General features: G+C 52.2%; 30 protein-coding genes. 29 read left to right on the top strand and 1 reads right to left on the bottom strand.

From position 1 onward, the window contains the following. Positions 1–3: 3 nt before the first annotated feature. The 29 genes from efp (at position 4) to aroH (ending at position 20807) form a co-directional block, all read left to right on the top strand. Entirely contained in the window at positions 4–561 is a 558-nt protein-coding gene (gene efp / locus BLQ99_RS02195; RefSeq protein ID WP_093687684.1) for an elongation factor P, read from the top strand. An 85-nt stretch (positions 562–646) separates the two neighbouring features. Further along, a complete protein-coding gene (locus BLQ99_RS02190) occupies positions 647–1093 on the top strand; it encodes a CD1247 N-terminal domain-containing protein (protein ID WP_093687682.1) in 447 nt (148 codons plus the stop codon). Between the two features lie 116 nt (positions 1094–1209). After that, on the top strand, positions 1210–2211 hold the full coding sequence (spoIIIAA, locus tag BLQ99_RS02185) for a stage III sporulation protein AA (protein WP_245690218.1): 1002 nt from the start codon (positions 1210–1212) through the stop codon (positions 2209–2211). Then, positions 2202–2723, top strand: coding sequence for a stage III sporulation protein AB (locus BLQ99_RS02180; protein WP_093687678.1), 522 nt, complete (start codon positions 2202–2204; stop codon positions 2721–2723). The genes spoIIIAA and BLQ99_RS02180 overlap by 10 nt, the downstream gene beginning before the upstream one ends. A 19-nt stretch (positions 2724–2742) precedes the next feature. Continuing rightward, a complete protein-coding gene (gene spoIIIAC / locus BLQ99_RS02175) occupies positions 2743–2940 on the top strand; it encodes a stage III sporulation protein AC (protein WP_093687676.1) in 198 nt (65 codons plus the stop codon). Positions 2941–2951: 11 nt separating this feature from the next. Then, positions 2952–3338: a stage III sporulation protein AD gene (spoIIIAD, locus tag BLQ99_RS02170; protein WP_007289182.1), complete on the top strand. Its 387-nt coding sequence runs from the start codon at positions 2952–2954 to the stop codon at positions 3336–3338. 9 nt (positions 3339–3347) lie between these two features. Then, on the top strand, positions 3348–4505 hold the full coding sequence (gene spoIIIAE, locus BLQ99_RS02165) for a stage III sporulation protein AE (RefSeq protein WP_093687674.1): 1158 nt from the start codon (positions 3348–3350) through the stop codon (positions 4503–4505). 21 nt (positions 4506–4526) lie between these two features. Next, entirely contained in the window at positions 4527–5123 is a 597-nt protein-coding gene (gene spoIIIAF / locus BLQ99_RS02160) for a stage III sporulation protein AF (RefSeq protein WP_093687672.1), read from the top strand. Positions 5124–5139: 16 nt separating this feature from the next. Beyond that, positions 5140–5733, top strand: a complete 594-nt coding sequence (locus BLQ99_RS02155; RefSeq protein WP_093687670.1) for a hypothetical protein — start codon at positions 5140–5142, stop codon at positions 5731–5733. 10 nt (positions 5734–5743) lie between these two features. Beyond that, positions 5744–6277 carry a SpoIIIAH-like family protein gene (locus BLQ99_RS02150; protein ID WP_245690217.1) on the top strand — a complete coding sequence of 178 codons (534 nt, stop codon included), beginning with the start codon at positions 5744–5746 and terminating at the stop codon, positions 6275–6277. Positions 6278–6445: 168 nt separating this feature from the next. Next, positions 6446–6847, top strand: a complete 402-nt coding sequence (locus tag BLQ99_RS02145) for an Asp23/Gls24 family envelope stress response protein (protein ID WP_093687668.1) — start codon at positions 6446–6448, stop codon at positions 6845–6847. 12 nt (positions 6848–6859) lie between these two features. Next, positions 6860–7396, top strand: a complete 537-nt coding sequence (gene amaP, locus BLQ99_RS02140; protein ID WP_093687666.1) for an alkaline shock response membrane anchor protein AmaP — start codon at positions 6860–6862, stop codon at positions 7394–7396. Between the two features lie 11 nt (positions 7397–7407). Next, entirely contained in the window at positions 7408–7635 is a 228-nt protein-coding gene (locus tag BLQ99_RS02135; RefSeq protein ID WP_093687664.1) for a DUF2273 domain-containing protein, read from the top strand. A gap of 12 nt (positions 7636–7647) precedes the next feature. Beyond that, positions 7648–8067: a transcription antitermination factor NusB gene (gene nusB / locus BLQ99_RS02130; protein WP_093687662.1), complete on the top strand. Its 420-nt coding sequence runs from the start codon at positions 7648–7650 to the stop codon at positions 8065–8067. Between the two features lie 8 nt (positions 8068–8075). After that, a complete protein-coding gene (locus tag BLQ99_RS02125; protein ID WP_093687660.1) occupies positions 8076–9035 on the top strand; it encodes a Kae1-like domain-containing protein in 960 nt (319 codons plus the stop codon). A 41-nt stretch (positions 9036–9076) separates the two neighbouring features. Next, a complete protein-coding gene (locus BLQ99_RS14870; protein WP_171904564.1) occupies positions 9077–9214 on the top strand; it encodes a hypothetical protein in 138 nt (45 codons plus the stop codon). Between the two features lie 84 nt (positions 9215–9298). Then, positions 9299–10522 (top strand): exodeoxyribonuclease VII large subunit, encoded by a 1224-nt coding sequence (gene xseA, locus BLQ99_RS02120; protein WP_093687658.1) that lies wholly within the window; start codon positions 9299–9301, stop codon positions 10520–10522. Further along, entirely contained in the window at positions 10506–10781 is a 276-nt protein-coding gene (xseB, locus tag BLQ99_RS02115; RefSeq protein ID WP_093687656.1) for an exodeoxyribonuclease VII small subunit, read from the top strand. Before xseA ends, xseB begins: the two co-directional genes overlap by 17 nt. Further along, complete coding sequence (locus tag BLQ99_RS02110) at positions 10775–11653, top strand: polyprenyl synthetase family protein (protein ID WP_093687822.1); 879 nt, start codon at positions 10775–10777, stop codon at positions 11651–11653. The genes xseB and BLQ99_RS02110 overlap by 7 nt, the downstream gene beginning before the upstream one ends. A gap of 11 nt (positions 11654–11664) precedes the next feature. Then, on the top strand, positions 11665–12120 hold the full coding sequence (locus BLQ99_RS02105) for a divergent PAP2 family protein (protein WP_093687654.1): 456 nt from the start codon (positions 11665–11667) through the stop codon (positions 12118–12120). A 65-nt stretch (positions 12121–12185) separates the two neighbouring features. Next, positions 12186–14072, top strand: coding sequence for a 1-deoxy-D-xylulose-5-phosphate synthase (gene dxs / locus BLQ99_RS02100; RefSeq protein ID WP_093687652.1), 1887 nt, complete (start codon positions 12186–12188; stop codon positions 14070–14072). Next, positions 14073–14879: a TlyA family RNA methyltransferase gene (locus BLQ99_RS02095; protein ID WP_093687650.1), complete on the top strand. Its 807-nt coding sequence runs from the start codon at positions 14073–14075 to the stop codon at positions 14877–14879. A gap of 12 nt (positions 14880–14891) precedes the next feature. Next, positions 14892–15743 (top strand): NAD(+)/NADH kinase, encoded by an 852-nt coding sequence (locus tag BLQ99_RS02090; protein ID WP_093687648.1) that lies wholly within the window; start codon positions 14892–14894, stop codon positions 15741–15743. Further along, positions 15744–16310 carry a tRNA 5-(aminomethyl)-2-thiouridylate-methyltransferase MnmM gene (gene mnmM / locus BLQ99_RS02085; protein ID WP_093687646.1) on the top strand — a complete coding sequence of 189 codons (567 nt, stop codon included), beginning with the start codon at positions 15744–15746 and terminating at the stop codon, positions 16308–16310. 5 nt (positions 16311–16315) lie between these two features. Then, entirely contained in the window at positions 16316–16768 is a 453-nt protein-coding gene (gene argR, locus BLQ99_RS02080) for an arginine repressor (protein WP_093687644.1), read from the top strand. A 15-nt stretch (positions 16769–16783) separates the two neighbouring features. Further along, a complete protein-coding gene (gene recN, locus BLQ99_RS02075) occupies positions 16784–18496 on the top strand; it encodes a DNA repair protein RecN (protein WP_093687642.1) in 1713 nt (570 codons plus the stop codon). Positions 18497–18669: 173 nt separating this feature from the next. Further along, the gene (gene spoIVB / locus BLQ99_RS02070) at positions 18670–20028 is read left to right on the top strand and encodes a SpoIVB peptidase (RefSeq protein WP_093687640.1); all 1359 of its coding nucleotides are present in this window, start codon (positions 18670–18672) and stop codon (positions 20026–20028) included. Between the two features lie 47 nt (positions 20029–20075). Further along, on the top strand, positions 20076–20411 hold the full coding sequence (locus BLQ99_RS02065) for a hypothetical protein (RefSeq protein ID WP_093687638.1): 336 nt from the start codon (positions 20076–20078) through the stop codon (positions 20409–20411). A 36-nt stretch (positions 20412–20447) separates the two neighbouring features. Continuing rightward, entirely contained in the window at positions 20448–20807 is a 360-nt protein-coding gene (aroH, locus tag BLQ99_RS02060; RefSeq protein ID WP_093687636.1) for a chorismate mutase, read from the top strand. Between the two features lie 28 nt (positions 20808–20835). Here the strand turns inward: aroH and mqnE are convergent, their stop codons facing one another. Beyond that, a complete protein-coding gene (gene mqnE / locus BLQ99_RS02055) occupies positions 20836–21933 on the bottom strand; it encodes an aminofutalosine synthase MqnE (RefSeq protein WP_093687634.1) in 1098 nt (365 codons plus the stop codon). Positions 21934–21955: the final 22 nt, after the last annotated feature.

Genomic DNA, 21955 nt, shown 5'->3' with positions numbered 1-21955 from the left:
GGCATGATATCTACCAACGATTTTCGCACAGGGATTACTGTTGAAATTGACGGTGAGGTTTGGCAAGTCGTCGATTTCCAGCATGTGAAACCCGGCAAGGGTGCCGCTTTTGTCCGCAGTAAATTGAAAAATGTCCGTACCGGGGCCGTAGTCGAACGGACATTCAACGCCGGCGAGAAATTACCCAGGGCTCATGTAGACCGCCGGGAAATGCAGTACCTTTATGAAAGCGATGGCCTGTATAACTTTATGGATAACGAAACATACGAGCAAGTCGCCCTTACCGACGAGCAGCTTGGTGACGCCAAGAAATTCCTGAAAGAGAACATGAATATTGGCGTTATGTTTTTCCAAGGGGTCGTTATTGGCGTTGATTTGCCTAATTCGGTAGAACTCAGGGTAGTGGAGACCGACCCTGGTATCCGGGGTGACACGGCAACGGGCGGCACCAAACCGGCCAAACTGGAAACAGGGCATGTAGTCCGTGTGCCGCTATTCATCAATGAGGGTGATGTATTGCGCATCGATACCCGTACCGGCGAGTATATTGAACGAGCATAACATATGAAAATCCCCCGGTTATGTTTTCAGGCTTTAACGGGAATAATACCGGTATGAGCTGGAACATAGCAAAGGGGGGTTTTTTATGGCCAATTTGAAAGAAAAGGTGGCGTATCTGCAAGGACTAACAAAAGGATTAAACGTAGATACGCAGTCGCCGGAAGGTAAACTTCTGGTTAACATTGTTGATGTATTGGATTCGTTCGCTGAAGAGTTGGCGTGCATGTCAGTGGCGCAGCAGGAACTTGAAAACTATGTAGAAACCATTGATGACGATCTCACGGATTTAGAAGATGAAGTCTACGATGTGGAAATGATTGATGAAGATGACGACTTAGTGGAAATAGAGTGTCCTGTTTGTCACGAGGATGTTACTTTTGAGGCGGACCTTCTCGATGAGGACGATCCAGTGGAAGTAACTTGTCCGCATTGCGGCGGTATCGTTTATGACAACACATTAGATTTTGCGGATGACGAGCTGGATGATGATGACGTCCGGTCCTCCCGCCATCTTTTACACCCCGGCGTATAAATGTATAAGCGAAACAATAAAGTCCCGGAACATTCCGGGATTTTTATTTTACCGCAAGGCTGTCATAAATGGCTATTGTTAACCATATTTATGTAGGGAAAGGGGACGGGATATATATGGAAACTATTCGAGCTCTGGAAAAGACGGTTTTTCCCGTCCTGCCGCACACGATTGCGGCGCTCCTCCGGGGTGTGTCTCCGGCTTTGCTGGCCCAGGCCACCGAAATACGGCTTAGGGTCAATCAGCCCCTCCTTTTGGGCTTGGGAGCGACCGACGTGATGCTCACTCCGGCAGGTCAGCCGACAGGCAGGCGGGAGCAGGCCTACTGCTGCTGTTATGATGATTTAATTAAAACATTGCAATTAATCAGCAAGAATTCTCTCTACGCCTTTGAGCAAGAACTGAAACTTGGCTTTATTACTATCGCCGGCGGCCATCGCGTCGGCTTGGCCGGCCAGGTCATTGTTCATGACGGAACGGTAAAAGCGTTGAAAAATGCCACCGCCATGAATATTCGCCTGGCCCGGGAGGTAAAAGGCTGCGCCGATCCGCTCATGCCCTACCTGATTGGTCCGGACGGGTGTGTGTATAGTACGCTGCTTATTTCACCGCCGCGCTGTGGCAAAACAACCCTGCTTCGCGATATTATCCGCCAGCTCAGCAGCGGCGTGCGGCAACTAAATTTTCCCGGCGTTCAGGTCGGACTGGTCGATGAGAGATCAGAAATTGCCGCTTGCGTTAGCGGCGTTCCGAGCATGGATTTAGGACCGCGGGTCGATGTTCTGGACGGCTGTCCCAAAGCCAGCGGCCTTTTAATGCTGCTTCGTTCCATGGCGCCGCAGGTGATGGTAACAGATGAACTGGGAAGGGGGGAGGACGCTGCGGCAATTCAGGAAGCCCTCCATGCGGGCGTGGCTGTTGTTGCTACCGTACATGGGCGTGACATAGCCGGCATCTCCCAACGTCCATATGTGGGCGAACTGATAAAAAACGGTTGGTTCGACCGGTATGTCATTTTAAGTGATACGCCGACTGTCGGAACTATTGAGCAGGTTATTGCGGTCGCCGACGGCCGAACGTTGTACCGGCGGTCAAAAGAGGTGAGAGTATGTGGTTGAAACTCACGGGCAGCCTGCTGGTGGTAACAGCAGGTACCGCCATTGGTTTTTTAATGGCCTGGCGCTATAGTGAGCGCCCGCGGCAAATTGCCCAGATTATCAGCTGCCTTGTTTCGCTTAAGTCATATATAAACTATGCTGCTATGCCGCTGCCGGAAGCCCTGGCACGCTGCAGCGCCGGCATCAATGGTCCCGTTGCCGACCTGTTTGGACGGATGGCGCAATTGCTGCAGAAGGAGAGTTGGCTGACGCCGCAGGAGGCTCTTCGCCGGGCTCTGGACCAGGCGGACAGCCGGCTTGTTTTAGGCCGGCCTGAGATAGAGGCTTTGCTGCTCCTGGGCGCCAATCTTGGCGCGATGAACCGCGAGGAACAACAGAAGCAATTGGACCTGGTACAGCACGAACTGGAGAAAGCGGAACGTGAAGCTATCGCCCAGCGCGATCCAAATATGAAAATGTATCGCTATCTTGGCGTATGCGGCAGTCTGGCAATCGTAATATTGCTGGTGTAGAGGGAAAGGGGCGTAGAGTATGGGATTGGACTTATTATTCAAAATTGCAGGGGTTGGCATACTGGTTTCGGTGTTTCACACGGCTCTCAAACAGGCAGGCAAGGAAGATATGGCGCAAATTTGCACTTTGGCAGGCTTCGCTCTCGTCCTGCTCTGGGTCGTACAATTATTAGGCCGGCTGTTTTCTACCGTCCAGGACGTTTTTAAGCTATTCTAAGGGGTGCCGCCATGGAAATTGTGCAGATTGTCGGACTGGGCTTTGTCGTTACGCTGCTTATCTTAATAATCCGGCGGCAGCGTCCCGAATTTGCTTTACAGCTTAGTCTGACGCTGGCAACGGTCATTTTTTTGCTGGTGCTTGGTAAAATCAACGTGGTGTTAAATTTGTTCCGTGATTTGGCGGAAAAAGCCAATATTAGCCAGACCTACCTAAATACCATTCTCAAGATTATCGGCATCGCCTATATCACCGAGTTTGGGGCCCAAGTCTGCCGTGACGCCGGCGAAGGAGCGGTGGCCGGCAAGATTGAGTTTGCCGGCAAAATTCTGGTCATGGTAATGGCTATTCCGATTATCGCATTGGTCCTCGACACGATCGTGAGACTGATACCGTAAGGTGGAAGCATGAAAATAGTTTTATGTGTCGTCATGATGCTAATTATTAGTGGAGTCGGCTGGGCCGCGCCTCTTGATCAGGATGGCGTAAGCGACCAGCTTCTTGATAAGTTGTCATTGGACAATGTCAATAATTTTATTCGTAAAGTCAACCACGAATTACAGGAGGATATTCCCCTGCTAACCGCGGCAACTATCAAGGAGACAGCCGTCAAGGGGCTGAATTTTGATTGGTCACTGTTATGGCAAAAGCTGATTAGTCGGCTATTTCGCGAATGCGCGGCGAATATTCACCTCCTCGGCAAACTGTTATTTCTGGCCGTCCTTTGTGCGTTGTTGCAAAACCTGCAAAATTCTTTTGAACAGTCGACGATTTCCCTGCTGGCTTACGGCGTGTGCTTTATCTTTCTTGCCGTTATTGCCCTTAACGCTTTATACAATGCCCTGACCATGGCCCGGGAAACCGTCGATTACATGGTAGGTATGATGGAGGCGCTCTTACCGCTCTTGCTTTCGTTGTTAGCCGGCGTTGGCGCGCTGACATCGGCTGCCTTGTTTACGCCGCTGATGCTTTTCGTGGTGAGCTCGGTCGGCTTGGTCGTCAAAGATGTGGTGCTGCCGCTGTTAATGCTGACGGCCGTCCTGGAATGTGTCAATTTTTTGTCTGACAAATACCGCTTGAGTAATCTGGCCGGTTTTTTTAAGCAAGGCGGCATGGTAGTCCTCGGTCTGACACTGGTCATTTTTATCGGCATCATTACCATTCAGGGCGTCGCCGGCAGCGTGGCCGATGGGATTACGCTGCGGACTGCAAAATATGCTACGTCTACCTTTATACCTGTAGTCGGTAAAATGTTTGCCGATACAGTTGAACTAGTGATGGGTGCATCACTGCTCATTAAAAACGCCATCGGTATTTTCGGCGTAATGGCCATTATCACTGTTTGCGCTTTCCCTCTCATTAAACTGATGTCGCTAATACTGGTCATTAAAATCGCCGGCGCTCTTGTTCAACCCCTTGGCGACGAAAAGATGGCGAAATGTCTTGACGGCATGGGCAACAACTTGCTGCTGGTTTTCGGTGCTGTTCTAACGGTCGCCTTAATGCTCTTTTTGGCTATAACCATGATCGTCGGCGCAGGCAGCCTGGCAGTAATGCTGCGCTGATACCACGAGTGGGGTATTATTATGATCGCCATTTTGTCTGCCTACATAAAACAGATTATCTTAGTGGTTCTGTTTGCCACCTTTCTTGAACTGCTCCTGCCGAACAACAGCATGCAACGTTTTGTCCGGGTCATCTTGGGGCTGTTTATCATGCTGGCCGTTTTAAATCCCGTGCTTGAAATCATTAATACTCAGTGGGGTGACCGCGCCGCCGCCGTGAGCGCCGGCACCGGCCAGGCGGCGGACATTTTGCGGAAAAGCCGGGATTTAGCCGAGGAGCAGAGTCGTCTGGCCCAAGAGGTGTACCGCCATGACGTTGCCAAACAAGTCCGGGCCTTGGCGATGGCTGTTGACGGGGTGGCTGACGCGCGGGCGGCAGTGGAATTGGTTGAAACCGTTGATAGACGACCCACGGGAGCCATCAAACGGGTTACTGTCTATATTACGCCAGGCAGGACAGCTGACAGGCGTAATATAGAGCCTATTACGGTGAAGCCCCACGAGACCGCGGACAGCAAAGAGGAAATAGAACCGCAGATTAAGGCCAAAATTATCCGGACTGTTGCGGAGTTGTACCAACTGCGACCGGCTCAGATTGAAGTAAAGCGGATGAACTAGAAGGAGGTTGGGGAAAATGAACAGCTTTATTTCAACGGCAAAAAAAGCGTTTTCGTTTAATATTGCCGGCGAAGGAGGGAGCAGACTGCGGCTGGTCTTCATCGGACTTTGCGGCGTATTGCTCATAATTGTCGGCGGCATGCTAGAGATGCCTGACACTAAGCCCAAGGTTGAAAGCGGGTTGCAGCCGGCCAAGGCGCCGGTCGTCAGTCGTAGTTACGAAGAAGCATTAGAAGCAAAAATGGCCAACCTGCTATCGCAAGTCAAGGGCGCCGGCGCCGTATCCGTCAGTATCACGCTAGAGAACGGCGGTGTCCAGGAGCATGCCAAGAACATTGTCCGCGAAACCAAGGTCATCCAGGAAAAAGACACGGCCGGCGGTACGCGCGTGACAACGGAAACACGGGAAAATGAACAAATCCTTCTGAGTAAGGAAGGCGGCGCTGACCGACCGGTAATGGTACGGGAAACTAAGCCGGTAATCAAGGGGGTTCTGGTTATTGCCGACGGAGCATATGATTCCAGCGTCAAAGCCAATCTGACGAGGGCGGTTGAGGCCGGGCTGGGTGTGCCCGCTTATAAAATCACCGTATTACCGCAAAGAAAGTGAGGGCAAAATTATGATGGTAGTGGCCTTGAAAAAACTGAAAAAAGGTGTGCTGATGCTGGCGGGAGTAATAGCCGTGGCGTTACTCACAACAGGGCTGCTGACCTATCGGGGGCATGTTTGGCAGAGCAGGGCTGACCGGTCTAATGCCATGCAAGTCGCCAAAACAATAACACCAGAACCGGCGGTGCCGGTGACGGCCCCGGACTTTTTTACTGAATACCGGCTTGAGCGCGATAAAATCCGCAGTGAACGCTTTGATTTGCTGCGTGAAATAATTCGCAGCGCAAAAGGTGAAGAAGCAAGGCAAAAAGCCCAGGAAGCCGTACTGAAACTGACCTTGGAAAAACAACGTGAGGCCGAAATTGAAAGCCTGATAAAGGCACGGGGCTATGCCGATGTTCTGGTTTTCATCCGTGATAATTCCGTGAGTGCCGTTGTTAAGACCCCAGCGTTGACGCGCGAGGACGTCATACAGGTTGCCGAAGTCATCAGCCGCGTTTCCGGGGTAAAACCGGAGGATATTACAATTAGCGCCAAACCATAGCTTAGATTGTCGCAGAGTGGACCGCAATTACCACTCTGTTTGCCTTTTTGGCCGGCGTGGGGAAAATGATGTCTTTGTAAATCCGGGAAAAATTTGGTATACTAATAAAGCTATAATCGTTAAATAATGTCATAGGATAATTACGCCAACCGGAATGGGGGGATTTTGTTGGATAAGCGCGAGCGTGTGGAAAGAACCGAGCACAATGACGTAGGCTCGATACGTATTGCCGACGAAGTCGTGGGCATTATTGCCGGCCTGGCTGCCACCGAAGTGCCCGGTGTCGCGGGCATGAGCGCAGGCCTGGTAGGCGGTATTGCCGAAATGCTCGGCAAGAAGAACCTGTCAAAAGGTGTTAAGGTGGAAGTGGGCGAACGCGAAGCGGCAGTGGACTTATATATCATCGTGGAGTACGGTGTGCGCATACCTGACGTTGCCCTGCGGGTACAGGAAAACGTCAAGCGGGCGATTGAATCCATGACCGGCCTGGATGTTGTCGAGGTAAATATCCATGTCCAAGGCGTCGGGTTTGCCCAGGAAGGTAAGGATGAGGAAGTTCGCGTGCGGTAGAAAGGAGTTAGTATGGGAATTATCGACCGAATAATTTTGACTATCTATACGTTTGTACTGGCTTTTTTGTCGTTAGGCGTTGTCTTGTTGGGCTTAAGCCTCCTTCCTTTGGAGTGGGTGTGGACAAGCGTGCACTACATTTACGGTCAGTGGGAGGCTGCCCTGGTCGCCGCCGTGTTCTTGCTGGTAAGTGTGCGCCTATTGTTGGCCGGGGTGCGTTCGCGCGGTGAGCGCGAAACAATCGTTCATCACGGTGATATGGGCGACATCCATATTGCCCTTGACGCCGTTAAAAACTTAATGGAGAAAACGGCCCGCCATGTCCGCGGCGTGCGGGGTGTGAAAGTGCGGGTCAGCCAGAGCGGTAAGGGTCTGGCGGTTTTTATCAGAGCGGTTATCAGTCCGGAGAGTAATGTACCCGATGTTTCGGCGCAAATTCAGGAGCGCGTTTATGCTTATGCCAAGAACACCGTTGGGGTGGAGTTGGCTGATGTGAAAATTTTGGTTGAAAATATTGCTAACGACTTTAAGAAACAGCGGGTGGAATAGGAGGGTGGGCCATGCATCAGAAACTGCTGCAAGAAATCTGGCAGCAACACAGTGGTAAAATTTTAGGCGCCGCCATCGGTTTCCTGTTAGGCATTTTTATTATTACCTTCGGCTTTATCCGCACCATTTTCGTATTGTTATGCGTCATAGGCGGATATGTGGTAGGTAAACGTATTGACGAAAAAGAAGATATTATGGATATTCTGGACAAGCTATTGCCGCCAGGATACCACCGTTAGGAGAAGAAGACAATGAGTCGGCGAAAAGCACGGGAGATTGCGTTACAAACTCTGTTTCAACTTGATTTTAATGACACCGATCCAGTGGCGGCGCTGGCTGCTTTGGCTCAGGACCGGGATGACGTTAGTAAAACCGCTCAGGAATATGCCCGCCAATTGGTAACGGGCACGAAAGACCACCTGACCGAAATTGACGCCATTATCGCCGGGCAGGCAAGAGAGTGGAAGCTGGAGCGTATGGCCGGTGTGGACCGTAACATTGTGCGCATGGCGATCTATGAGATGCGCTACGGACCGGAGAAATTACCGCCGAATGTTGTCATTAACGAAGCGGTAGAACTGGCTAAAACGTTCGGTACGGAAGAATCGGGGCGCTTTGTTAATGGAATCTTGGGCGCGCTGGTCAAGCAACAGGCCGCGCAAGATGCTTGAGGAAAACCATGCGGTATTATCTGGGAATTGATACAAGCTGCTATACGACTTCCGTCGCCTTATTGGATGATTGCGGCAGTTTGGCGGCGGATGAGCGCCGACTGCTGACGGTTAAGGCGGGGAAGCGGGGACTTGCCCAGTCGGAAATGGTTTTTCAGCATACCCGCAACCTGCCCGAGCTTTTGGAGGAAGTACTGGGCAAGGCGGATAGGGCGGTGCAGCTGGCCGCCATAGGTGTTTCGGCTTCGCCGCGTCCTTTGCCTGAATCTTATATGCCGGCCTTTCTCGTCGGGCTGGGGTTTGCCCGCGCATTGGCGGCACTTAACCGTGTTCCGCTCCGCCGCCTTAGCCACCAGGAAAACCACGTTTTTGCCGGTTTGTGGTCAGCAGGCGGACCCAAGGAGGGTGAATTTCTTGCTATTCACGTTTCAGGCGGTACGACTGAGCTTGTGCGGGTAAAGCGGAGCGCCCAAGGTTGTGAAATCGAATTAATGGGCGGTTCGGCCGACTTGCACGCCGGCCAATTTATTGACCGGGTAGGTGTTGCCCTGGGCCTACCTTTTCCGGCCGGTCCCCACCTGGAAAAGCTGGCGCAGGCGGGACGGGATCGGGCAAGCCGCATTCCGGTAGCGGTACGGGCGCTTCAGGTCAGCTTTGCCGGCCCCGAGTCACAGGCACAGCGTTTAATCGCCAAAGGGGAAGAACCGGCTGCCGTCGCCGCCGGCGTTGAGCAGTGCGTAGCCGACAGTCTCGCCAGACTGATCGGGCGGGCGTCAGAAGAGACCGGCTTACGGGACGTATTATTGGTAGGCGGAGTCACCGCCAATAGCTTCATTCGTCACTACCTGGACGAGAGGCTGCGGGAACAGCAGCGGCTCAAACTGTATTATCCCAGCCCGCGGTTTAGCCCCGATAATGCCGTTGGCGCCGCCTTTTTTGCCTTATCCCATGACACCCCTGCCATTTGAGCTGCATATGATACATAAAAGTCGGTGCGGGGGTGGAGACTATGCTGATTTATACGCTGGTGGGTGCGGTGATCGGCGCAGTTATTGGCCATCTTATCCCGCCAGGTTATTTTTTCTGGTTTGTTATTGGCGCCATAAGCGGTTTTGTCACCCAAAAATACTTGGGAAGACGCTATTAATGCTTTTTTACAGACGGCAACGTCTGTTTTTTTTTGCTTATTTGTTATATGATAAAATATATTGTCAAAAAAGGTGGTTCTTACTTGGGTATTTTTAGTGTAAGCGAGATTACCTGCTATATTAAAGACTTGCTCGATGGCGACGGCACTCTTGCCGATGTTTTCGTTCGTGGCGAAATTTCCAATTTTAAACGCCACTATTCAGGGCATTGCTACTTTACTTTAAAAGACGCCGGGGCGACGCTCAGGTGTGTCATGTTTCGCAGCCGGGCCCAATTTTTAAAGTTTGAACCCCGTGACGGTCTCAAAATTGTTGCCGGCGGGCATATCTCCGTCTTTGAACGGGACGGGCAATACCAGCTTTATGTAGACCAGCTGGTGCCGGCCGGACTTGGCGAACTTGGTCTGGCTTTACAGCAGCTGAAAGAAAAGCTGGCCGCCGAAGGGCTGTTTGCCGAAGAACGCAAAAAGCCGCTGCCGCTCTTGCCAAAGGCTGTTGGGGTAATTACCTCGCCGGTCGGGGCGGCCTTGCGTGATATCATTACCGTGGCTCGGCGAAGACACCCTGGCATTCCTATCGTACTCTATCCCGTGCAGGTGCAGGGGCCGGAATCAGCGCCGCAAATTGCCCATGCCATCCGGGTATTTAACCGTTTGGCCAATGTAGACGTCTTGATTGTCGGACGAGGTGGCGGCTCTTTGGAGGAGTTGTGGGCGTTTAACGAAGAAGAGACGGTACGGGCCATTGCTGCGTCAGCCATTCCCGTCGTGTCTGCCGTTGGCCACGAGACGGATTACACTCTGGCCGATTTTGCCGCTGACCGCCGGGCAGCGACTCCTTCCCAAGCGGCCGAAATTGTCTTTCCGGACGTCCATGAGTTAGAGCGCTATATCCGGATGCTGCGGCAGGCAATGGAAACCCATGCCCGGAACTATATTCAGCGCTACCGGCTGCTTGTCGACCAGTATCGCGACAGCCGCGCGCTGCGCCGCCGGCCCATAGAGATAGTGGCGGCCAAGCAGCAATTACTGGATATCAGCTTACAGCGTTTGCACCATATTGTAAAAGAACAGTTTACGGCAAAGCAGCACCGGTTTAAAGTGATTGCCGAGAAACTGGCCGTGCTCAACCCGCTTATGGTGTTGGCGCGGGGATACAGCATCGTCCGCACGCCGGACGGGCGAATAATCCGTGCAGCCGACCAGGTGGGCAAGGACCAATTGTTGGAGATAGTGCTGTATCACGGCCGCATTGAGGCCAGAGTTGAGAAGATAGGAGAGGAGCACGATAATGGAAGGAAAGATTAAAGGGTCTATCGACCAGGAGAATGTATGTTTTGAGGAAGCCTTAGGCAAATTAGAACTAATTGTAAAGCGGTTAGAAAAAGGCGACTTGCCGCTGGAAGAAATGCTTGAGCAATTTGCCGAGGGGGTTACTCTGTCGCAAGTATGTTTACAGAAACTAAGCGCCGCTGAAGAGAGAATTTATACAATTTTGCAGGAAGAGCAGGGAAAAATAAAGCAAAACCCGCTGCTGCCAGGGGAGGAAGGAAAATGCAAATGCTAAAAGCTTACTGCCAGCAAAAGGCGGCGCTGGTTGATGAAGCGCTGTTCCGACTGGTACCTCGGCAGGCGGGCTATCTGGCAACGGTTTATGAGGCTATGCGCTATAGTCTCTTTGCCGGCGGAAAGCGCCTGCGTCCCATCTTGCTGATGGCGGCCGCCGATGCCGTGGGCGGCCGCGGCAGCCATTACCTGCATGTGGCATGCGGTCTCGAGATGATTCATACCTATTCCCTCATTCATGACGACTTACCGGCTATGGACAATGATGATTTCCGCCGCGGCAAGCCGACCAACCACCGCGTATTTGGCGAGGGTATGGCCATCCTTGCCGGTGACGGACTGCTTACTGCTGCTTTCGAGGTGATGCTGTCCCAACCTGGCGTTGAGCCCGGAGTGCTCCTTAAAGTGGTCCGTGAGATTGCGCAGGCCGCTGGCCCGGCGGGGATGGTAGGCGGACAAGCCGTGGATCTGGCGGCCGAAGGCAAGGTGCTTGACGCCGCTGCCCTTAAGTATATGCACCAGGCTAAGACGGGGGCGTTATTCCGGGCGGCATTGCGCGCCGGAGCTCTCCTTGCCGGGGGCTCCAACAGTCAGGTTGAGGCGCTGACTGCCTATGCAGAACAGTTTGGCCTTGCTTTCCAAATTACTGATGACATTTTGGACGTAACAGGTAGTGAAGAAAAAATCGGCAAGCCTGTTGGTAGCGATATCCGTAATGCCAAGGCTACTTATGTCAGTCTTTATTCATTGGAAGGCGCAAGGCACATGGCCCGGGAAGCGGTAGAGCAGGCTAAAACGGCCTTGGACGGCTTTGGCGCCGAAGCGGATATCCTGCGGGACCTGGTAAGTTATCTTTTAACGCGCGATAGTTGAGGTGTTTCGGTTTGGCTGAATTTCTGGGTGCTATTGGGCAAAATGTGATTTTAATGTCGGCGCTGACGGCCTGGTTTACGGCCCAGGTGCTGAAGACCATTACTTCCTTTTGGAAGCAGAAAGCCTTTAATTTAGAGCGGTTAGTCGGCGCGGGCGGGATGCCTAGTTCGCATACATCGCTGGTCGTGGCGCTGGCCTCGGCGGTAGCATTTCATGACGGTCTCCGCTCGCCCCTGTTTGCCGTAGCCGCCGTATTGGCTGCCATTGTAATGTATGACGCCGCCGGCGTTCGGCGGGCAGCGGGAAAACAGGCCAAGGTGCTGAATAAATTGGTCATGGAACTACGTGTCCATCATACCATCCGCGATACCCGGCTAAAGGAACTTTTGGGGCATACTCCGCTTGAGGTTTTGGCCGGCGCCGTGCTTGGCTTTGTGATTGCCTACGGCTTTAGCCGCTTTTTCTAATTCCTGTCCAATATGCTATAATAATGTCATAAAAAATTGCCTACCGGCGAAAGAGGGGCAATCTTGTGACAAAGCTGTTAGACACCATGGAGCAGCCTGGTGATTTGAAGAAACTGTCTTTTAATGAATTGGAAAATCTTGCCAACGAAGTGCGTGAACTTCTGATACATACCGTCGCCAAAACCGGTGGTCATCTTGCGCCTAACCTTGGCGTTGTCGAGCTAACCATTGCCATCCATAGAGTTTTTGACAGCCCCAGGGATAAGATTGTCTGGGATGTGGGCCATCAGGCCTATGTCCACAAACTACTGACTGGCCGGCGCGCCCGGTTTGAGACGCTGCGGCAGCTGGGCGGACTGAGCGGTTTCCCTAAACGGAGTGAAAGCGAACATGACGTATTTGGCACCGGCCATTCCAGCACTTCTATTTCTGCGGCCTTAGGCATGGCCTTGGCCAGAGATCTTTTGGGCAAGAAATATCACGTTGTTGCCGTCATCGGCGACGGATCGCTGACCGGTGGCCAGGCCTATGAGGCCCTTAACCATGCCGGTCATATGGGAAGCAACTTGACGGTTATCCTGAACGACAACGAAATGTCCATCGCCAAAAACGTAGGCGCCATGTCCCAATATCTGGCGCGCATGCGGACGGCGCCCACCTATTCACGGGTCAAGCATGACATCGAATACCTGCTTCGCCGTATCCCTGCCATTGGCGATAGTGTGGCCAAAACCGCGGAACGGGTGAAAGACAGTCTTAAATACTTATTGGTTCCCGGTGTTATTTTCGAAGAATTGGGATTTACTTACATAGGACCCATTGATGGCCATAATATTGCTTCCCTTGTCGATGTACTACAGAAGTCCCAAAATGTACGGGGGCCGGTGCTGATTCATGTTCTGACCCAGAAGGGAAAGGGCTACCGTCCTGCCGAATGCAATGCCGACAAGTTTCACGGCGTAGGCCCTTTTTGCGTGGAAACGGGCGAAATTATCAAAAATGGCGCCAATCCGACTTATACGGCTGTTTTCGGCGATGCGCTGGTTGAATTGGCGGAGAAAGATGACCGTATTATCGCAATAACCGCGGCCATGCCGGAAGGCACCGGACTGAAAAAGTTTGCGGCCCGTTTTCCCACGCGCTTTTTTGATGTGGGTATTGCCGAACAGCATGCCGTTACCCTGGCGGCGGGGATGGCGACGCAAGGCTTGCGTCCGGTTGTTGCTATTTATTCTACTTTTCTGCAGCGCGCTTATGACCAGATTGTCCATGACGTGTGTCTGCAAAACCTTCCCGTCGTATTCGCCCTCGACCGCGCCGGCATTGTCGGCGAGGACGGACCTACTCATCATGGCGCTTTTGACCTTTCCTTCCTGCGGCATATACCAAACATGGTCATAATGGCGCCAAAGGATGAAAACGAGCTCCGTCATATGCTATACACGGCCCATGAATTGAATTGTCCCGTTGCCATTCGTTATCCCCGTGGCAGCGGGACAGGGGTGACACTGGACAAAGCGTTCAGCCGGCTGGAAGTGGGCAAGGCGGAAATCATTCGGCAGGGGGGGAGGCTGGCCTTTTTGGCCCTGGGCGCGATGGTCGGGCCGTGCCTGGAAGCCGCCGCTATCCTGGAAAAGCACGGTATTAAGGCAAGTGTTATAAACGCCCGCTTTGCCAAGCCCTTTGACGCCGCGTTAATTCGCGCGTTGGCACGCGATACCGGTATGCTGGTAACGGTGGAAGATAATGTTTTGGCCGGCGGCTTTGGCTCAGCCGTGCTGGAATACATTAACAGCCAAAATCTGCAATGGGTAAAACTGCTTCGACTTGGCTTGCCGGATGCTTTTGTCGAACATGGTACCCGCCAGGAACTGCTCGCCAGACATGGACTGGATGGCGCGGGTATTGCGGCTGCTGTGCAAGATTTTATCCATAAATACGGAGTGCGGTAAATGGCAAAGGAGCGTTTAGATGTTTTACTGGTCGAGCGCGGTCTGGCGGCGAGCCGGGAGCGGGCTAAAGCCTGGATAATGGCCGGGCTCGTGCTGGTTGATGGGCAAAGAGTGGACAAGGCTGGCGCCATGGTTTCGCTGACGGCCAACATCGTAGTGACCGGGGACAGTATTGGCTATGTAAGTCGCGGCGGCTTGAAACTGGAGAAGGCCCTGCGAACATTTGGCATTGACTTGACAGGCAAAACGGTGGCGGATATCGGCGCTTCGACGGGAGGGTTCACTGACTGCGCCCTTAAACATGGCGCCGTGCGCGTATATGCCATTGACGTAGGGTATGGTCAACTGGCTTGGTCATTGCGCAATGATCACCGGGTAGTCAATATGGAGCGAACCAATATCCGCGGGGTAACGACGGCCGACCTGGGCAGTCAGGTGGATTTTGTCACTATCGACGTATCGTTTATTTCCCTGACCAAAGTGTTGCCTGTCGCCAAAGAATTATTACTTCCGGACGGGCAGATTGTGGCGCTCATAAAGCCCCAGTTTGAAGCAGGTCGTGAAAAGGTAGGCAAAAAAGGTGTGGTGCGCGACCCCAATACGCATAAGGAAGTGATTAGCGCCGTGGTTCGCTTTGCCGAAACGCAGGGACTAAACCCGGTCGGTCTCACGTTTTCGCCGATCAAGGGGCCGGAGGGGAACATCGAATATTTGCTGCACCTGGCCAAAACCGGTCACCCAAGTCTGATAAACGACGATACCATCGCTGAGGTTGTGCGAGAGGCGCACGGCAGCCTGGCGGATTAGGGAGGCGCGACAGTGAAGATAGGCATATTTCCCCATGTGCAAAAGCAGGGAATTAGTGCCGTTTTAGGCTTGGTGGTACAGCGCCTGCTGGAACGGGGGGCGGAAGTGGCGCTACCAGCCGATGCTGCCGAAGAAATGGGGTATCCGGAGTTAGGTGTGGCGCGGGAGCGAATGCTGAAAGAAATTGCGGTGGCCGTTACTTTAGGCGGCGATGGAACGCTGCTAAGCACGGCGCGAGTGGCGGCGCCGTTTGGCATCCCGGTCTGCGGTATCAATATGGGGCAGCTCGGGTTTCTTACCGAGGTTGAACCGTCAGAAGTCAATCAGGCTTTGGACCGACTGGTAGCTGGCCAATATAGCATTGAGGAGAGGCTGATGTTGGACGCCAGCATTTTCCGGCAGGGCAAGAGCATTTTCGTCTCTTCGGCGGTTAATGACGTGGTCGTGACGAAAGGCGGTTTTGCCCGCATGATCAGGCTTAACTTATACATCGACGGCCAGCTTACTGCTAACTATCCGGCTGATGGTCTCATCATCGCCACCCCGACGGGTTCAACGGGATATTCTTTGTCTGCCGGCGGTCCTATCGTCAGCCCCGGCCTTAAGGTTATTGTTCTTACCCCTATTTGTCCCCATACGCTCCATTCCCGTTCGCTGATTGTCGCGGAAACGGAAGAAATAAAAGTAACGGTGTATGCTACGCATCAGGACATCGTCCTGACCATGGACGGCCAGACGGTTCATGCCCTCCAACCAAATGATACCATTATCGTGCGCCGGTCCCGGTATCGGGCCAAATTTATCCGCTTTAACCGCGCCGGCTATTACGAGACGGTTTATACTAAACTGACGGCGGGGAGATAGATGGGACAAATCGTTAATGCGGTGAAAATGGCGCACGCCTTGCTATTGCCCAAGTTAAAAAACGCCTATAATGTAATCGATGCGACGGCCGGTAACGGCAAGGACACCCTTTTTTTGGCAACTAATACCCCGCCTGATGCTGTTATCTGGGCTTTTGACATCCAACAAACCGCTTTGGACAAAACGCAGGCGTTACTCGCGGATCATGGCCAGGCGAGAAAAGTAAAGTTTATCCTCGCCAGTCATGTCCATATTGCCGATTTTGTAAAAAGTCCGGTGGATGCAGCAATGTTTAACCTGGGCTATCTCCCGGGCGGGGATCATACCGTGACAACTATGCCGAATACGACGGTGGCGGCGTTAAACCAGCTCTTGGCGCTGCTAAAGCCAACGGGTATAATTTCCATTGTGGCCTATCCCGGCCATGATATGGGGCGGCGGGAAGAGCTGGCCGTGCGCAGCTTCTTGGCCGCGCTGCCGCAAAAACTGTATACCGTGGCTTGCTGGCAAATGGTAAACCAGGTTAACAATCCACCGGTTTTATATATTGTCGAGAGAACGGGGTGAAGTGCGTGAAGGCGCTACGTCACGCGAAAATCAAAGAAATCATTGAACGCCAGATCATAGAGACCCAGGAAGAACTGGCGGAAGCTCTACGCAAAGAGAACATTGAGGTTACCCAGGCCACCGTTTCACGCGACATCAAAGAGCTTATGCTGATTAAGGTACCTACCGGCGACGGGCGGTACCGGTATGCTTTTCCGCCGGAGCAAAGCGTCATCTATTCCCAGTCGCGGATGGCGCGCATTTTCCAGGACTCTGTCATCGGTTTAGACTTTAGCACAAATATCATTGTCATTAAAACACTACCTGGAACCGCTCAGGCGGTAGCTTCTACCATTGACCACGCTAAATGGTCGGAAGTCATCGGTAGTGTAGCGGGCGATGATACAATTTTTGTTCTGGTCAAGCCGCCGGAAGCTGTAAATGAGGTGTTGGCCAAATTCCAGGCACTGCTACAGTGACGGGAGAGGATTGGCATGTTAAAATCATTGACAGTCACCAATTTTGCCCTCATCGACCAAGCTCAAGTTGAATTTGCGCCCGGGCTTAACATTCTCACCGGCGAGACGGGAGCAGGCAAATCCATCCTGATCGATGCGCTTAATACTTTGCTGGGAAGCCGTACTTCCACTGACTTAATCCGTAGCGGCTGCGAATATTTTCGGGTGGAAGCGGTTTTTGAAATTGGCGCCGCCGGCGGTGTGGCCGCTTTGCTGGAAGAGCAGGGTATTCCGGTTGAAGAGGGGCAGTTAATCATTAGCCGCCGCTACACCCGCAGCGGTAAAAATACCATTATCGTTAACGGTTGTCAGGTACCTTTGTCTGTCTTACGGGAACTGGGCGGCAAACTGGTGGACATGCACGGACAGCACGAAAACCAGACTATGCTCCGGCCTGATTCCTACCTGACGTTGGTGGATGGCTCCGATCCCCGTATTGAAGCCAAACTTGGGGAATATAGCCAGATTTACCAGGAATGGACGGGGGTCAGGGATGAACTTCTCAAGGCGGAAAAGCTGGCGCGGGAGCGAATGCAGCGTCTTGATATGCTAAACTGGCAGACGGAGGAAATCGCCGCGGCCTGCTTGAAACCGGGCGAAGATGAGGCGTTGGATCAAGAAATCCGCGTCTTGGCCAATGCCGAAAAAATTGCCACCGCCCTGAGCCGTGCCTATACTCTATTACAGCAGGGGCCAAAAGGAGGCGGCGGAGTGCTGCCCCTACTTGCCGACGCTAAGCGGGAGCTGGAAACGGCGGCGCGTTTTGATCCGCGCATTCAAAAACAGGCCGATATTATCACCGAAGCGTTTTATCAACTTGAAGAAGCCGCCGGCGATATCCGGCGGCACAGCGAAACTATTGATTTTGAGCCCCGGCGGCTTGATCAGCTTCAGGAGCGGCAGGACTTAATTCAAAAGTTAAAGAAAAAGTACGGCGCTACCATTAATGAGGTCCTAGCTTATTATCAGCAGGCACTTAGCGAATTGGCCGTACTGACGCATTTTGACGAACATATGGCCGAACTTTCGGCGCGTAAGCAGCGTCTGGAGGAACGGGCGCGGCAGGCGGCCGATGAACTGGATGCCCTGCGCCAGCGGGCGGCCAAACAGCTTGCCGCCGAAGTAAGCCGCCACCTGCAGGATCTCGGTATGCCGAAAGCCCGCTTTGTCGTGCAAATAACAAAAACGGCACAGCTTGCGCCCCGGGGGTGCAATGAAGCGATGCTGCTCTTTTCCGCCAACCCCGGCGAGGAGCCTAAGCCGCTGCATAAGGTAGCTTCAGGCGGTGAATTGTCCCGTATCGCCCTGGCAGTAAAGACGGTATGCGCCAGCCGTGACGAAGCCGGGGTAATGGTCTTTGACGAAGTGGATGCCGGCATAGGCGGTCAGACTGCCCAAATGGTTGCGGAAAAGATTGCCTTAGTCGCCGCTGATAAACAAGTATTATGCATCACGCATCTACCGCAGCTTGCCTGTATGGCTGACCATCACATCCTCATACGCAAAGAAGTGGAGCAGGAGCGGACCACGACCCGTGTTCAAGCGCTGGACGAAACAGAGCGGGTTCTGGAGCTTACCCGTATGGTAGCCGGTGACAATCTGACCGACTTGGCTATCGAAAATGCCAGGGAGATGGTGGCCCTGGCAAAACGAAAAAAAGAAAAATGGAAAAATAAAGCGCAAGCGTGAGCTTGCGCTTTATTTTTCTCGAAAAACAGAGTAGATCTCGCTTAAAGTCAATTTATACTATAAATTCCGGAATAATCCCGAATTCTTTCGGGAATTTATAAAATCAGGTCAACAAAAAACAGCATAACGATGTCCGCACCTGGGAATTTAATGCAGGGAGTGATGGCAAGGGTATGAGAGGCATCAACTGGCGCTTTGTGACTGGAATTGTAATTGCGATTTGTATTGTCGCCTTTTGCTTGACGCCGCAGTTCCGCTATATTTATAGTCTTCCTCCCCATATGCGTATAATTGAAGGGGAAACGGCGTTGTTTACCGTCAATTTTCCGTTGACGGTAACAGTCAATTCCGATTTTGACTCAAGCATTCGCCTTCATTCCGATACGCCGCTGTATGCCCTATCCCGGCCGGTGTCGCTGCAGCCGGTTAAACTGGGTAAAGCAGTTGTCGAGTTTAGGTTGCTCGGCCTTATTCCCGTGCGGACAGTGCAAGTGGATGTGACGCCACCGCTTAAACTAGTACCGGGGGGTCACTCCATCGGGGTCGTCCTTCACTCGCAGGGAGTGATAGTAGTTGGCAATTCGCCGGTTCTCAGCCAAGACGGCCAATATTACACTCCTGCCAAAGACGCTGGTATCGCTGTGGGGGACATCATTTTAAGCATTAACGGTACCCCGGTTAATAGCGATGCCCAAGTGGCGGAAATCATCAATGAGGCCGGCAAAGAAAAAAGTCCGGTAGATATTTTAATAAAACGGGGCGATTCCCGCGCGCAAGTCACGGTGACACCCGTTTTATGCAGCGACACCAAAAGATATCGTATCGGTCTTTTTGTCCGCGATAGCGCAGCAGGTGTGGGTACATTAACTTTTTATGAACCCGTATCCCGGACATATGGCGCTTTGGGCCATGTAATTACCGATTCGGATACCAACCAACCCATTGATTGTGAACAAGGCAAAATTGTCCTGGCAACCGTGTCGGGTATTCAGCACGGTAAACGGGGCCAGCCCGGGGAAAAAATCGGCGTTTTTATTGAAGAAGGACAAATGCTGGGTGACATCCGTAAAAACACGCCCTTTGGCATTTACGGTAAACTGGAAACGCTGGTTGAAAACAACTTATTTCATGAGGCTATCGCCGTGGCGTCGATGAGCCAAGTGCAAACAGGCCCGGCCGAAATGCTGACCGTGATTGACGGGCAGACTATTGAGCGGTTCAGCATTGAAATCCAAAAAGTAAATCTTCAGGCCGTACCGGAAGGCAAAGGTTTGGTAATTAAAGTGACCGACAGTCGATTGCTTGAAAAGACCGGCGGCATTGTCCAAGGCATGAGCGGCAGCCCTATTATTCAAAATGGCAAAATCGTCGGTGCGGTAACCCATGTCTTTATTCACGACCCAACGCGGGGATATGGTTGCTTTGTCGACTGGATGCTGATGGAAAGTGGTCTGCTGCCGAAAAAAGAAAAACAAACGGCCAGAAAACTATTTAGTTTTTCTGGCTTATTTATGTACCCGGTAGCGGCTTAGCACTAAAGATTGTTTCTCCTCATAAATTATATTATGGGGGGAAGAACATGAATTTTAAAAATTTATTTGTCTGCTTAACTTTAAAAGATGTTGAAGAAAAATTCCCGGTAGAGGGTTTTCAAAAAAATGAAACAACAGGCCACAAAGAACTATTAATTACGCTGTTTGGGCAGCGGCTATGGGTGGATGCCTATGCTGTAAAACTTTATAAAGGCCGCGGTAGCGCTTTTTGCTGGAAAGACAGTCAGGAAGGCCGTTACATTGAATTGACGGACAAAAATGAAGTATGTCCCGAATGCGGCTGGTGGAAATGTCACTATTGCGGTTCTTGCCGATGTAATAAACCCAGTGACGAAAGGAAAAACGAACAAAACAACGAATAAATGAATAAAATAAACAGGCGGAAAGGAGCGGTCACGTTGCTGCGTGGCGTCCGGGGAGCGACAACGGTAGATGCGAATACGCCGGAAAGTATACAGGAGCGAGTACGCGAACTGCTGACAGTTCTTGTCCGGGAGAACGGTATCGAAACGGCCGATATCGGGGCGGTAATTTTCAGTTCGACGCCCGATTTAAATAGCATGTATCCTGCTGCAGGGGCCCGGGTTTTGGGTTGGACGGAAGTGCCGCTATTCGGCACCCAGGAAATTGATAATCCTACAGGTTTGGCTAGGTGCATCCGCGTTCTCATATTATGGAATACCGACCTTCCCCAGGAGAAGATCAAGCATGTATACCTACACGGCGCGGCGGTATTGCGGCAAGATATCAACAGGTAATAAATTTGCCGAGAAAAAAGGCCGTTTTTTATTGCCTGTAAATTTTAACAATATTATATAGTGAATCCCGCTCAACAGGTATGCGTCCGGCTTGACGGATGACATTGACCAGTTGTTCGATGCTTAGTGACCGTTCAGACTTGCCGCCGGCCGCATGCGTGATTTTTTCCTCACTTACCGTACCATCAAGATCATTGGCGCCAAAGGCCAGCGCCAGCTGGGCAACCGGCAGTGTAAGCATAACCCAATAAGCTTTGATGTGTTTAAAGTTATCGAGCATGAGCCGGGCAAGCGCCACCATTTTCAAATCTTCCCAGGCCGGAACCCTCACGACCTGGTTTTCCAGTTCCGTATTTTTCGGGTGGAAGGCCAGGCCGATAAACGTTTGGAAACCACCGGTCTCATCCTGCAGGTCGCGAAGCGCCAAAAGGTGGTCAATACGTTCCTCCGGTGTTTCGATATGACCATAGAGCATGCTGGCATTTGTCCGGATACCGAGACGGTGGGCCGTACGGATGATAGCGAGCCAGTCTTCACCGCTGGCTTTATTGGGGCAGAGAAGGTTCCGCACCCGGGGACTAAAGATTTCCGCTCCTCCTCCCGGCATAGACCCAAGGCCGGCCGCCTTCAGGGTTTTCAGCACTTCTTCCACCGATTTGCCGGATATCTTGGCAAAATGGTGAATTTCGACAGCGGTAAAGGCCTTAAGATGCAGACGGGGGACGGCTTCTTTAACGGTGGCAATAATATCAACATAATATTCAAAAGGCCATTCGGGGTGTAACCCGCTTACGATGTGAAGTTCGCGCAAATCAGGGTCCTCAGCGGCTTGGCGGGCGATACGGAGGACATGTTCTTTGGTCATGCTGTAGGCCTGCGGACTGGAGGCGTCGCAGCCGAAAGCGCAAAATTTACAGCGGGCAGTGCAAACGTTTGTCAGGTTAACATGCCGGTTAACATTAAAATATACATAGTCGCCGCTGACCCGTTGTCGAACCTTGTTGGCAAGGTAGCCTAGCCAGGCCAAATCATGTGAGTGGAGGAGAGCGAGTCCTTCGTCGCGGGACAACCGAATTCCTTCTGCAATTTTTCTTTCTATTTGGCGACGAAATGCGTCGGAAAGCATGGCGACACTCCTTTCGCCTAGC

Source organism: Sporolituus thermophilus DSM 23256 (genome assembly GCF_900102435.1).
Classification (GTDB): domain Bacteria; phylum Bacillota; class Negativicutes; order Sporomusales; family Thermosinaceae; genus Thermosinus; species Thermosinus thermophilus.
The sequence above is the reverse complement of the archived record's forward strand: the minus strand, read 5'-3'. Positions and strand labels throughout refer to the sequence as shown.